This is a genomic window from Psychroserpens sp. XS_ASV72, assembly GCF_041224425.1.
Lineage (GTDB): Bacteria > Bacteroidota > Bacteroidia > Flavobacteriales > Flavobacteriaceae > Psychroserpens.
Genome location: NZ_JBGFGL010000066.1, coordinates 1 through 12,319, shown reverse-complemented (window position 1 = coordinate 12,319; position 12,319 = coordinate 1). Strand labels below are relative to the sequence as shown.

General features: G+C 33.3%; 13 protein-coding genes. 1 reads left to right on the top strand and 12 read right to left on the bottom strand.

All coding sequences use genetic code 11. From position 1 onward, the window contains the following. Positions 1–376: 376 nt before the first annotated feature. From AB9K26_RS01090 to AB9K26_RS01040, 11 genes are all read right to left on the bottom strand, one after another. On the bottom strand, positions 377–2,845 hold the full coding sequence (locus AB9K26_RS01090; RefSeq protein ID WP_369970687.1) for a DEAD/DEAH box helicase: 2,469 nt from the start codon (positions 2,843–2,845) through the stop codon (positions 377–379). After that, positions 2,842–4,674, bottom strand: coding sequence for a site-specific DNA-methyltransferase (locus AB9K26_RS01085; protein ID WP_369970686.1), 1,833 nt, complete (start codon positions 4,672–4,674; stop codon positions 2,842–2,844). Before AB9K26_RS01085 ends, AB9K26_RS01090 begins: the two co-directional genes overlap by 4 nt. Further along, on the bottom strand, positions 4,674–4,874 hold the full coding sequence (locus AB9K26_RS01080; protein WP_092210163.1) for a helix-turn-helix domain-containing protein: 201 nt from the start codon (positions 4,872–4,874) through the stop codon (positions 4,674–4,676). The genes AB9K26_RS01085 and AB9K26_RS01080 overlap by 1 nt, the downstream gene beginning before the upstream one ends. Positions 4,875–5,260: 386 nt before the next feature. Then, positions 5,261–5,677: a c-type cytochrome gene (locus AB9K26_RS01075; RefSeq protein WP_369970685.1), complete on the bottom strand. Its 417-nt coding sequence runs from the start codon at positions 5,675–5,677 to the stop codon at positions 5,261–5,263. A 237-nt stretch (positions 5,678–5,914) separates the two neighbouring features. Further along, a complete protein-coding gene (locus AB9K26_RS01070) occupies positions 5,915–6,337 on the bottom strand; it encodes a hypothetical protein (protein WP_369970684.1) in 423 nt (140 codons plus the stop codon). Beyond that, the gene (locus AB9K26_RS01065) at positions 6,334–6,609 is read right to left on the bottom strand and encodes a DUF3630 family protein (protein WP_369970683.1); all 276 of its coding nucleotides are present in this window, start codon (positions 6,607–6,609) and stop codon (positions 6,334–6,336) included. Before AB9K26_RS01065 ends, AB9K26_RS01070 begins: the two co-directional genes overlap by 4 nt. Before the next feature lie 228 nt (positions 6,610–6,837). Further along, entirely contained in the window at positions 6,838–7,293 is a 456-nt protein-coding gene (locus AB9K26_RS01060) for a hypothetical protein (protein ID WP_369970682.1), read from the bottom strand. A gap of 220 nt (positions 7,294–7,513) precedes the next feature. After that, positions 7,514–8,059 (bottom strand): hypothetical protein, encoded by a 546-nt coding sequence (locus AB9K26_RS01055; RefSeq protein ID WP_369970681.1) that lies wholly within the window; start codon positions 8,057–8,059, stop codon positions 7,514–7,516. Positions 8,060–8,301: 242 nt separating this feature from the next. Further along, positions 8,302–8,793 (bottom strand): hypothetical protein, encoded by a 492-nt coding sequence (locus AB9K26_RS01050; protein WP_369970680.1) that lies wholly within the window; start codon positions 8,791–8,793, stop codon positions 8,302–8,304. 161 nt (positions 8,794–8,954) lie between these two features. Further along, positions 8,955–9,839: a helix-turn-helix domain-containing protein gene (locus AB9K26_RS01045; protein WP_369970679.1), complete on the bottom strand. Its 885-nt coding sequence runs from the start codon at positions 9,837–9,839 to the stop codon at positions 8,955–8,957. Between the two features lies 1 nt (position 9,840). Beyond that, positions 9,841–9,996 carry a hypothetical protein gene (locus AB9K26_RS01040; protein ID WP_369970678.1) on the bottom strand — a complete coding sequence of 52 codons (156 nt, stop codon included), beginning with the start codon at positions 9,994–9,996 and terminating at the stop codon, positions 9,841–9,843. Between the two features lie 447 nt (positions 9,997–10,443). On the opposite strand from AB9K26_RS01040, the gene erm reads away from it, so the two are divergent. Further along, entirely contained in the window at positions 10,444–11,247 is an 804-nt protein-coding gene (erm, locus tag AB9K26_RS01035) for a 23S ribosomal RNA methyltransferase Erm (RefSeq protein ID WP_369970677.1), read from the top strand. Between the two features lie 273 nt (positions 11,248–11,520). Here the strand turns inward: erm and AB9K26_RS01030 are convergent, their stop codons facing one another. Continuing rightward, positions 11,521–12,168, bottom strand: a complete 648-nt coding sequence (locus tag AB9K26_RS01030) for a hypothetical protein (RefSeq protein WP_369970676.1) — start codon at positions 12,166–12,168, stop codon at positions 11,521–11,523. Positions 12,169–12,319: the final 151 nt, after the last annotated feature.

Genomic DNA, 12,319 nt, shown 5'->3' with positions numbered 1-12,319 from the left:
AATCGGTAATCTTGTCAAGGAGGAATCTGACTGTGTCCAGATTCCCTCATGGGGATTTTTAAGTGATGTCCTGACCATTATTGGGTTCCGAAACCCTCTGGGAAGACCAGAAGACTGGTTTATTGCCTACAACGGTCTTGTATATGAAAAGTAGCGGTTTTTATGCACTAACTTTTCGGATTATAACTGACCTCTAATTTATTCATTTTGTTTCGATTAAGCGATTAAACCGCTATTTTTTATATACGTTGTTGTACGCTGGCTTTTTTTCATTCAGCTTGGTTTTCAGCGTTGGCAAAGACATACTCTTTTGCAATTTTTGGTTGCAGCGTTGGCTGTTGCGAATTGCGAATGTGTATGGCTTTATGCGTTGGCATTATTCAAACAGTTCATTAAATGGTTTCCAATTTTCAGTCAGTTTTCCTGGTGTGTAATCGTAGTCAAATTTCACTCCGTATTCCGCTTGTGGTTCCTCAACTCCGCTTACAGTTGGTTCCAACAAGTACTTTTCGTTATTAAAATAATACCATTGGTTATTCTCCAATACTACAAGTCCGCCTACATAATTTCCACCGTCAGAATTTAATTCTTTCAGTTTGTTCGCAAGTCCTTCAGCTCGTCCTTCAGGGTTTTGAGCAGTATTTCCGCTTTTCGTGTCAAAAATTCCAATTCTACCATCTTTAAATTTCAAAATCCAATCAGGGTAGAAGAGTGCTTCTTCTTTTTTGGCTGTGTTATAATATTTTAAACAGTAAAATTCTTTACCTGAATCTCCATTTTTAAACCACCAATCTAACTTGTCTTTTTTCTGTTCAAGGTATTTTAAAAATCTCAATTCATTATCTCGTCCTTTGTATTCTTTTTTCAAATAAAACGGTTGAATTGCACTCAATTCAGAAGTTCCTTCATCTTTGGTTAATTCTGCATAATCTTCTGTAAATGTGTATTCTTCTTTTATTTCAAAAAGTGGTGCTTCTCTTTTTTCTATATCCTTTTTACGTTTTTCTAAATATTCTTTCTTTACTGGATAATAATCTTTCAAGGTTTTAGTCAAAGCCTGTCTAAAAATGCTTGATTGCTCCTTGTTTAAATCATTTATTAAAATTCTGTAATACAAATTGCTGTCTTGGTCAAAAATGCTTTTAAACCAAACTCTAAATGCCGATTTTAAAGGCGACCAAGAACGAGAAACGTTTGAAACTTTTGCCTCTGTTTCTGTTTGTTCTGAAAGTAGCTGAAAGCAGTACCAATTAAATAATTTCTCAACGTCATTTCTTGAAATCTCATAATCCTCTTCGTGTCCTTTTTTGGCAAAGTCTAAATTGATTTTGTCGTAGTCCGTAAATTCAGCATCAACAATTAATTTATTTGTAAGTGTTGGATTGATTTCAATTCCTTTTGCTTGAATTTTTTCTCTTTGAGTAATTGGGTGGTCTTTTTCTTCAAAATCAAAATAGCTATTAAATGATTTCAAAAAACTCATTTGAAATTTTACTGCGTGACCTAAATCGCCATAATCAACACGAGACACGAAATCAGAATAAAGTCCTTCAATGTTATCTAAATCTTCTTTTCGTTTAGAAGTATAGATAAATGGTTTGTTTTTATTGCCTTGGTCAGGAATTTCTACATCATTACGTTTGTAGTTCGTGTACAAATATCCTGTTCTTAAATTCGGATTGTTTTTGTAATCGTCTTTCTGGTTTGGTTCTGCCATTCGCAAAATCCGACCAATGGTTTGAACATAAAAAGAGGCCGAATTTATTTCTCTGAACATTACCAAAATATGTGCTCTCGGACAATCCCAACCTGTTCCTGCGGCTTGTTTAAATAGCATAAAGTCAACATCGCTTTCGTTGTGGGTAATGAAGTCCATATTTTTCTGTTTGCCATCAAACCACAAAGCCACCTTTCGGTCAATGTCTATTTTCTTTTTCTGTAAATAGTCTAAAACTATTTCTTCTTTGGTTTTTTGTCCTGCATCTTTTAAACGACTATCGTCATTTGGTAATTGGATTAAAACCAAAGGATTTATGTCTTTTCCTAATGTTTTGTATTCTTCTTTGAGTTCTTTTTGACGTTCAATAGCTAAATCCAAAAGCAATTCGTCTAAATCCTTATTTGGATATTTTGCTAAATCTTCTTCGGTTTGAACTGCAATTTTTTCTTTGATTAATCCTTCTTCAACTACTTCTTCTCGTTTAACTCCAACATAACCTGCTGTTCCATCTTCAATTTCGTCAATTCCTGGAATATTTTTGGGCGTTGCCGAAACGTTTAGAATGACTTTTGGATTAATTATATCTATAATTTCTTGAGCTAAATCTGTATCTCTGTTTTTATGGCTCTCATCAATGATTAGAACAAATTCTCTGCCTTCCTTATGAGTGTTTTCTATTAAGTCCTCAAAGTAGAAACCTTGCTCTTTTAAAAATTCTTCTTCATCTGGCCGTCTTAAAAGTCGGTTTTCTTTTTTAGAAGCAACTAATTTTTGCCAATTGATAAACAGTATATCGTTTTTGTGAAGTTTACCTTGTTTGAAATCATTAACTGTAAGCAATCCATTTTCAAGATTTGTGTCAAAATATTCTTGGAACTTGTCTTTGCTCTGCATTGCCAAGTCCTCTGAAAACGTAATCCAAATAAAGGCTTTATCATAATCCCAAGTTGGCATACCATTTAGGCTATGCACAAAATTGGCAACCATAAAAGTTTTACCACTTCCTGTTGGTGATTTAAATGCTAACAACCTTTGTGGTTCTGCATTTCCCCACAAATTGGTAAAAGTGGAAACTAATTTATCTATGGCTTTCTTTTGAAAGTCTAATGGACTAAATCTGCTCATACGGTAACTATATTGTAAATCTTCTTGTAAATCTCCAAAATGGGTTGTGGAATGGTTTTGATTGTAATGTGTTCCAAATGGTCGAACAAGGCTTCAAATTCACTTCTATTTCCCCAACTAAAAAGATATAAAGAGATTGGTTTTTCTATATTTTCCACTTTTTCTAAAAATGATTCCATTTCGGTCAATTCCTCTTTGAAATAAATGGCAGTTACTTTTTTGTCATTTTCAAAAAGCTGGTAACAACCACTCAATTCAATTTCTTCCAATGTGTTTTCAGCAATCGAAAGCAAATAACCTGCTTTGTGGGCTAAAGAAGACTTATCTTCATCAGTAGCTGAAAGAATATTGTTAGAACCAACAAAATCTGTTTTGTAGAATTTTAATGAGTTTCCAAGTGCTTCTATTTTATTTTTCTTCAAATCGGTATATCCTTCAATTACTTTTTTGCTTCGTGGATAAGTAACTTCTGTACAAATATTCCCTTCATCATTTGTACAAATAATATTTTGGATAGTATGCCCTTGTTTATTAAGTTCTAAACAAGCGTGCAGTGTCGTACCTGAACCTGCAAAGAAGTCCAAAACAGTTGATTTTCTTTCTGTGGTTAATTGAATTAAATCAATGATTAAATCAATTGGTTTCGGATTTTTGAAAGCCTTGTAACCTAAAATGTTTTTTAATTGTGCTGTTCCGTTACCACTTGAATATTCTGGTTTATAAAAGAGGGATTTTGGTTTTTTTGTGGGTAGCTCGTTTAAATCAGGTCTTTGTTTTTTGTAAAGCGAAATACCGTTTTTAGTACGACTGACAATTACATCTGTTTTTAATCGTCTTCGATTCTTTTCTGAAAATCCCCAACGCCATCTACCATATTCACTTCCTGAAAATGGCAAAACCGTTTCAAATCCTTCTTTTTCATATTTTGATATGACCTTTTTTAAAAAATCATCATCAAATGTTTTAGTTTCTTTATCGTAAAGTTTTGAATGCTCCTGTTTTGTTAATGTAAACGCTTCTTCATTTTGAATAAAAATAGGATAAAACATTTCTGCTCTATCTTCTCTTTTATCCTCTTCTCCTGTCGCTCTCATTGGTGCACCTTTTTTAAAGTGACCAATATCATCTTCATCCCATTTTTCTAATTCAGAATCATCCAAATCGAATTGATTGAATTTGCATTTTGATATATCTTTTGCAAAAACTACTGTGTATTCGTGAGTACCTGCAAATGCAAACTCATCTTGATTACCCTTTAAATTCATTATTGTGGGTAAAACGGCTACTTGGTTGTAACTTCCAAATACTTTAGCACAAAGCAAAACAAGATTGGCTACTTCATTGTCGTCAATGCTTATTACTATTTTTCCTGTGTCTTTGAGAAGGTCTTTTGCTAAATCTAATCTTTTGTGCATAAAAGAAAGCCAATAACTATGACGCAATGGCGAGTCTTTTGGGACTGTTGTCCCATCAGGAAATTTGTCAATTATTCTCTTGTCTTTGTATGTAAAACCGTCCTTTCCTGTGTTGTAAGGTGGGTCAATATAGATTAAGTCAATCTTTCCTTTGTGCGTATAATTAAGGCAAGTAAGCGAATGATAATTGTCGCCTTCAATCAAGATATGAGTTGGTTTTCCATCATCATTTTTTATCGCTTTTTCTTTTACCTCTGTTAAAATAGGTAGTTGGTTTTCGCTTTCTTCTTCAAATGCTTCTGGCACATCCAACCAAGTAATTCCGTATTTCTCGGTTTTAATTCGGTTGTTGGCAACTTCCAATTTCTTTTTGAGTGCCTCTATTTCAGTAAGTAGTTCTTTCTCCGTTGCCATTAATTTTTCTCTTTGTTAGATATTATCAATTCTTTCACGTCAACATCTAAAATTTCCGCAATCTCCATTAGCGTTTCTAATCTTGGTTGTTGTCTGTTTTGAGCGTAAGCATTTACCATATTGTAGCTTTTGCCGAGTTTTTCTGCCAACCAAGTTTGCTTAATTCCTTTTTCTTCCAACACTTCCTTAATTCGGTTCATTTCTGACGTTGTTTTCAGTCCACTAATTTACATTTATATCTCAAAAAACTGTGTAAAAAATCAAAATATTTTCGGGTGGTGGTGGGGAAGTGAAAGCTCTTTTGGTTTTTCAGCGTTGGCTTTGAGCGTTGGGAAAAACCAAATGTGCTTGAACGTGGGTTGGCTTTTTTTCAGCTTGCGTACAACGTGTTCGTGTATGGTTTGTACGGAATTCAGCCGAACGCTTGCGTTTGGATGAGCCAGCTTGTCTGGCGAAAATTCCGTTGGAAAAAAGCGTAAGGCTGAGCTTACGAATTGATTCCTGAAATAAATATAGTTATTTAAAGTGAGAATTTTTCCGCTGGAAAAATTCGGTAGTATAAACTATACACGTTGTTGTACGTAGTTTATTCCGCATTTATAAATTCGTAAAGTCCATTTAATTCAGTCGAGTTAATTGATTTCGACCATAGATTTCTATGGTAGTCAATTCCCAATTCGTTGAATTTAGAACTATCAATTTTTTGATTATTTAACGTCATCCAATTCCAGAGTAAAGTAGAGTCCGTTTTCGCTAATGCTGGTCCAGTAATATTCATGTTCAGTTTATGACAAGCTGCACAATTTGTATTAAAAATCTGTTTTCCAATTAGTCCGCTTTCGGTCAATTCGGGCGAAACAGTTCCACAATAAAATTCAGGTGTTTCTGTTCCACAAACAAATCTCTTCTGTTTACTGTAGCTGTAGAGAAAGAATGAAATTCCGATTGTCAAAATCAAAATTCCACTTGAAATTATCAAAATCCGATTTGTCAATTTTCTCATAATCTACGATTACTGAAATTACGTACAACGTGTTCGTGTATGGTATGTTGCGGGATTTCAGCCGAGCGCTTTTGCGCTTGGATGAGCCAGCTTGACTGGCGAAAATTCCGCGTTTGGAAACAAAAGCGAGAGGCTGAGCCAACGAAATGTTTCCTGAAATAAATATAGTTAATTAAAGTGAGAATTTTTCCGATGGAAAAATTCGAAGCAATATACTATACACGTTGTTGTACCCAGTTATTTTACTATTAACTCATAATGGTACTTTCCCTTTTCCGTAAATGCTTTTATCATTTTTTCGTTATTCTTTAAATATATGGTGTCAGTCCCATAAATTTTTATCATTTGAATATTTCTAAAATCTGGTTGAGTACCTATTCCCATTTCTAAATCTAATGTGTCTTTGGTTTGGACATTTGCAGTTACAATGAAGTTAATCGTATCAATTTCAAAAGAAGTTCTTGTATTCTCATTGTTGTAAACAACTTCAGGTGTAAAACTAATTTTACGTTTGATATTCTTTTTTATTACTTCTTTATCATACTCAAATATAACTTTTAATGGTTTGTTCGATTTATTAATAATTTTAGCATTATAAAATGGATCACAAGAATGAAGAACTAATGCAAGTAAAAATATTGAGATTAATTTTCTGTTCATTTGATCAAATTTAGTTCAGAATTTATCCGTTCAAGTAAGTATTCAACTTGCTCAGATTCTTGACCATACACACTTATTCCTAGATAATGTTCTGAATGCAGAGTAATTAGAATCTTATCAATTTTGAAATCCCAGTATTTTTGTTCAATCCCATCAACTTGTTCGGTTATTTTACCATTTAGCTTTTCAATTATGAAATCAGCAACCTGACTGAAAATTTTAGAGTCTGGAGATTTTGTGATTTGTAAATTATATGTTTTTTGTGATTTCAAATAATTGGGTACAACGTGTTCGTGTATGGTTTGTACGGAATTCAGCCGAACGCTTCGCGTTTCGGATGAGCCAGCTTGCCTGGCGAAAATTCCGTTGGAAAAGAGCGAGAGGCTGAGCTAACGAACTGTTTCATGAAATAAATATAGTTAATTAAAGCGAGAATTTTTCCGCTGGAAAAATTCGGTAGTATTGACCATACACGTTGTTGTGCACAGTTGATTTTCAATCTACTTTATCAATTCGTTCATTTTTTTATGATATTGCTTTTTATCAAATATGAATGGTCCAATGTTTTTGTATTCGGTCAAATCATAGTCCTCATAGTTGTTTTCGTATGCAAAATCACTCCAAATGATTTCGTTTTCGGTTTCGCTAATTTTTCCAGTCAATGCTCCACAGCTGATTCCTCCACATTCTGGGCATACATAAAACATATTCCTATCGGTTTCGAGAGTTGGTTTTTTCTCTTTCAAAAACTCGCTTACTTGTTCATTCTCATATTCATAGCTTTCAGTCCAACCAAAATTTCCAATTAGGTCAAGTTTTTCCGCTCCTAGAATTTCACCAAGAGATTTTCCTGAAACTAAAAAATCAATATAATGTCGTTGGCTTTTGGAAATTCCACTTTGTAGATTATTAAATCCATCTCTTGATTTAATTTCAAAAGCTAATTGGTCTTTCATTTTCTACAATTGTGCACAACGTGTTCGTGTATGGTTTGTACGGATTGAGCCGAAGCTGTTTTAGCTTCGGATGAGCCGCTTGCGGCGAAAAATCCGTTGGAGGAAAACAGCAAGGCTCTGACTTGCCAATTTTCCGATTAGTTAAATATACAAATTGTAGGAATAATTCTTCTACTTAAACACAATGGTAGTATAAACTATACGCGTTGTTGTGCCCAGTTTATTTATTTCCAAAATTCCACCATTTTTTGGATTCATTGTTATAGAATGAATCTGCATGTGCATTATCATTCAGAGCCTTTTTTGCATGTATAGCAACTAGGTCGTATTTGTGATCAATAAATTTTTCAATCCGTTTATTTATTCTTGGGCTTTTGAACTTTATTAATTCCATAAAAATTGAACCTTGAACAGCATAAATGAATTCAAGTTTTTCAAATTCCTCAAAAGCTATTTGTTCCATTTCGGAATCTCCATTTTTCAAATCATTTATTAGTGCAGCCCAAGTGATTTTTTCAAAATGAGAATCTTTTTCATTAAGACGTTTTGAAAGAACAGGCAGTGCATTTTCGGATTTCATTTCTGCTAAAGTTTGTGCAATCAAAAGATCATCATTTTTATCCAATTCCTGAATTAGTCTTTTTTCAACTGCCAAAAATTCTTCTTCATTAAGTCCAGAAATTATTTTGTCATTAGTAAAGCCTTCTCGTTCCTCTCGAGTTGGTGGAGGTATAATTTCTCTTATTAATTTTTCAATATCTCTCATCAACGAAATTGGGCACAACGTGTTCGTGTAAGGTTTGTTGCGGAATTTCAGCCGAGCGCTTTGCGTTTGGGTGAGCCAGTCTGTGACTGGCGAAAATTCCGTTGGAAAAAAAGCGAGAGGCTAGGCTAACGAATTGATTCCTGAATTAAATATAGTTAAATAATGCGAGAATTTTTCCGATGGAAAAATTTCGAGCAATGAACTTTACACGGTGTTGTGCACAGTTATTTTTGTTTCGTTTTTTATTCAGAATCTATTTCAACTTTTGATTTTCTCTTTCTATCTATCCAAATGAATAGCAAAGAGGCAATTAATGAGCTAAATATTCCAATAAAAAATCCAAAAGCTCTTTCATACCAAACTTCTTTTTGTTGGCGTTTTTCTTGCTCCAAAAATACAGCTTCTAATATTTTCTTATCAGCTTCAACCAGAGGTTTTAAGTTTTCTTTTTCTTTCCGTAAATTTTCTAATGCTTCGTTTTCAGACGCTAATTTTTTCTTTTGACTTTCAACAAACGTTTGTAGGTTTTTCAAATCTTTAGAGATATCATCTAAATTCTCTATTTGAGTTCCGATATTTTGAGTTTCTCCTTTTTTACTTATCTCTTGGTAAGTCGTTATTACGCCCAAAAGGGAAGCAAAAATTCCGATTATAAACGGTACAATTTTAGTCGAGAGTTTCAGAGCTTTATTCAGCTCTTGAATTTTCTTCTTCTTCTTTAGTTTTTCGGTCATTTCTGCGTTGAATGATTTTTAATTGTGCACAACGGTCTCGGCTATGAGTAGTTGCGTGGATTAGTACGTAATTTTGCAAGTACACACCAAGCTGAAAATCCGCGAGGATTTTCAGAAATAGGCGAGAACAAGCAATTACTTATAGCCATTGTTGTAAACAGTTATTTATTTAATAAATCAGCGAATCTTACTTCTCCTTTTATTGGTTCAGAATTATCGCAAAATATTTCCCATTCTAATATATTTTCATAATCGAAAGGGTAGTTAGTCAATTTTATTTCTGTTAACTTAAATCTTTGTTTTGGTAATATTGGCTCATACCTAGAAGGTCCGTATTTCTCACTAACGTTTCCCATTCCTAAAATTTGAACATCTAGTACGTCTCTTATTGTATTGTCAGTGTTAATCTCAAAAATTTCGTGGTTGAATGAATTAAAATATTTTTCCTCACAAATCTTTTTGGGAATTCTAAATTTTACATTTACATATTTGGCATAAACGGAACCTGAATTTATTGCATATATAATTATTTCCTTGTGTTGATTTTTAAATTTAAAATCTAAAGAAATTACAGGGTTTTTACTCCTGTTCATAATATCCCTAACTTCATAATCATACATTGCAGTTGATTGGAAGTTAAATCGTTTATAATATCTTTTATCCTCAGCTTGATGAGCTGTATTACTCTTTTTGACTTCGACAACGTAGACAACTTTGTTTGAGTCAATATTGATTGGATATATTTTAAAATCTGCCAATCTAGGTCGAATTTTACTTTCAATTATTTGCTCCAGCCATTCGTTAGAGAATTGCTTAAGGTCAATTGGGTCAATTTCTTTTGGAAGATGATTGTTTTCATCCTCTGCAATTCCATAAATAATAACTCCACCATCTGAATTTGCAAGGGAACTTACATCTTTAGATATTTCGGTTGTTTTATTATTTTGTTTACCTAAAGCTCCTGAAGATTTGTATTCAAGATTAAGGCTTTCTTCTACCTTATTCTCTATTAGAGAATTCAAATATTCTAAATTATATTCAGTCAAATTATTCCCCTTTTTTAATTGATTTCAAAGTGTATTTATCGTAAGCCATCACATCAAAAACTTTCGATTGTCCAGTTTCCAACCACTTTTTATAAATCAACGTTCCATTCATATAGACGTACAACTCATTTCCTTTTGTTTTTTCTGTGAATATCATTCGTCTTGATAATTGTTTACAACGGTCAAGTATAAGCGTAGTGCGGGATTTCGGAGCGATTCACTTTCCGCATCCCACAAAGTTTCTTAGGAAGAAAAATGCTCAATATTAGCCATTTAACCCGCATTACGCTTATACAATGTTGTGCGTTCGGCTTTCTTTTCTTTCAATTTATTCTTTGTTATTCGAAGCAAAGTTAATATTTTCGCACTCAAACAATTCGATTTTTGCATTATGTACTATAGTAGACCTTGGGCTTCTATCTAAGTGATAGACAGTCCTGAATAAATTTCCAATAATCTTTTAGGTATAGACTCGCATTCTATATGTTCTATGTTTCGTCTTTTTATTGAAGGCGTGGCGTTGTCATAGTTGCTATGTCAGGTAATACTGTCTATTCACTTCTCCGCGATTTGAATTCAAGTATTCACCTGTAAGAAGCAAATAATGACAAAAAAGAAATTGCCCGTTCGTTTCACGGGTCAGCACTTTACTATTGATAAGGTGCTAATAAAAGATGCGATAAAACAAGCAAATATAAATAATCAAGATACGGTCTTAGATATTGGGGCAGGAAAGGGATTTCTCACTGTTCACCTATTACGAAATGTCCAAAAAGTTATTGCAATAGAAAACGATGCTGATTTAACTCAGAATTTGAGAAAAAAATTTGCTAATGCTCAAAACGTCCAAGTTATTGGGTGTGATTTTAAAAATTTTAGGGTTCCGAAATATCCTTTTAGGGTGGTGTCGAATATACCTTATGGGATTACGTCTGAAATTTTTAAAAATCTGATGTTTGAAAATGTAGAAAATTTTATGGGAGGCTCAATTGTCCTACAGTCAGAGCCTGCACAAAAACTGTTTTCAAATAAGATTTACAACCCATTGACTGTTCTTTATCATACTTTCTATGATTTAAATTTTCTTTATGAGATAAGCCCTAAAAGTTTTTTGCCACCACCAACTGTCGATTCAGCGTTGTTGAAAATCGAAAGGAAGCAAACAATAGCATTTGATTTTGAGCTTAAAACCAAATATTTAGTCTTCATTTCATATATGTTACAAAAACCTGATTTGCCTGTCAGAACAGCTTTGAAGTCCATATTCAGAAAAAAACAAGTCAGGTCTATTTCGGGAAAGTTTGGAATTGACCTAAATTCCAAAATCGTCTGCTTGTCGCCAAGTCAATGGAATAGTTGTTTTTTAGAAATGCTCGAAGTTGTCCCTGAAAAGTTTCATCCATCATAGTTATCTTGCTAGTATTGTTTGATAATCTGAATTCAGTAGTATCGTTTTTTAGCTGACGCACAACGTGTTCGTGTATGGTTTGTGCGGAATTTCAGCCGAGCGCTTTTGCGTTTGGGTGAGCCAGTTTGTGACTGGCGAAAATTCCGTTCGGGAAAAAGCGCGACAGTGAGCTGTCTGTGCTTTTTCAGTTTTGTTTTTTGGATTAAAAGTAAGAAGAAATCTTCTTCTTAACCATCTGCCGCATTAACTATACACGTTGTTGTAAAACGTTTTTTAATAATTGTCCATATCAATAGCATCCAAATCCTCTTTTGGAAATCCATATTGTTTGATTAGAATATCTTCTCCAAATGTTAGGTTTTTCGGGTTGATGATTTCAAATAGCATTTCATCAATTTGCTCTACTTTTTTATATAAGTCATTATTTAATTCAGATGTGAGTGAAATCGCTGACCTAAATCCTAGACTACTTGCTTCTAAAACTCCACTATTATGTCTAAGAACTTTATCAATTTCGATTCTATATTTCATTAAATGATGATAGAATGAATAAATATCTCTTTGTTCGAAAGTATCTGAATCAAACGATTTTTCTTTTTCAATCAACTCTTGAATTCTTGGATATTCAGCAGATTCTCTTTTATGGATAAAGTCTCCACGCAAGAAAGGTTCAATTTCATTTTTTGTCATTTCACTTTCCTTAACTTTTTTCTTTCCGCTTAATATTGTCCAAAGACTATTTTTTTGTTTTTCTGTTCGAGTTAAGTCAAATGCTTTTAATAATGAATTTAGTCTCTTAAATCGAATTAATCTTGGCTGATTATATTTTAGAGAACTTTCATTCCATTCATTCGAATTCGGAACCATTCCTCTAAATTCAAACGTTTTGTAAAGTAAATCTTTGGTTGTCCAGGTTTTCATTCAAATGTTTTACAACGTAGACGTATATGCCACGTTGTTTGTTTTTCAGAAATTTACACAAAATTTATTACCTGAATAAATTGTTGGGTAAATTTAAAACCATGTGGCATATACGCAGTTGTGGGTAGTAAAAGCTTCGAATAGCCAAAGG

Coding starts and splice junctions, on each gene's coding strand:
- AB9K26_RS01090 (WP_369970687.1), bottom strand. CDS start 2,845: ATGAGCAGATTTAGTCCATTAGACTTTCAAAAGAAAGCCATAGATAAA.
- AB9K26_RS01030 (WP_369970676.1), bottom strand. CDS start 12,168: ATGAAAACCTGGACAACCAAAGATTTACTTTACAAAACGTTTGAATTT.
- AB9K26_RS01055 (WP_369970681.1), bottom strand. CDS start 8,059: ATGAGAGATATTGAAAAATTAATAAGAGAAATTATACCTCCACCAACT.
- AB9K26_RS01070 (WP_369970684.1), bottom strand. CDS start 6,337: ATGAACAGAAAATTAATCTCAATATTTTTACTTGCATTAGTTCTTCAT.
- AB9K26_RS01080 (WP_092210163.1), bottom strand. CDS start 4,874: ATGAACCGAATTAAGGAAGTGTTGGAAGAAAAAGGAATTAAGCAAACT.
- AB9K26_RS01050 (WP_369970680.1), bottom strand. CDS start 8,793: ATGACCGAAAAACTAAAGAAGAAGAAGAAAATTCAAGAGCTGAATAAA.
- AB9K26_RS01085 (WP_369970686.1), bottom strand. CDS start 4,674: ATGGCAACGGAGAAAGAACTACTTACTGAAATAGAGGCACTCAAAAAG.
- AB9K26_RS01040 (WP_369970678.1), bottom strand. CDS start 9,996: ATGATATTCACAGAAAAAACAAAAGGAAATGAGTTGTACGTCTATATG.
- AB9K26_RS01060 (WP_369970682.1), bottom strand. CDS start 7,293: ATGAAAGACCAATTAGCTTTTGAAATTAAATCAAGAGATGGATTTAAT.
- AB9K26_RS01075 (WP_369970685.1), bottom strand. CDS start 5,677: ATGAGAAAATTGACAAATCGGATTTTGATAATTTCAAGTGGAATTTTG.
- erm (WP_369970677.1), top strand. CDS start 10,444: ATGACAAAAAAGAAATTGCCCGTTCGTTTCACGGGTCAGCACTTTACT.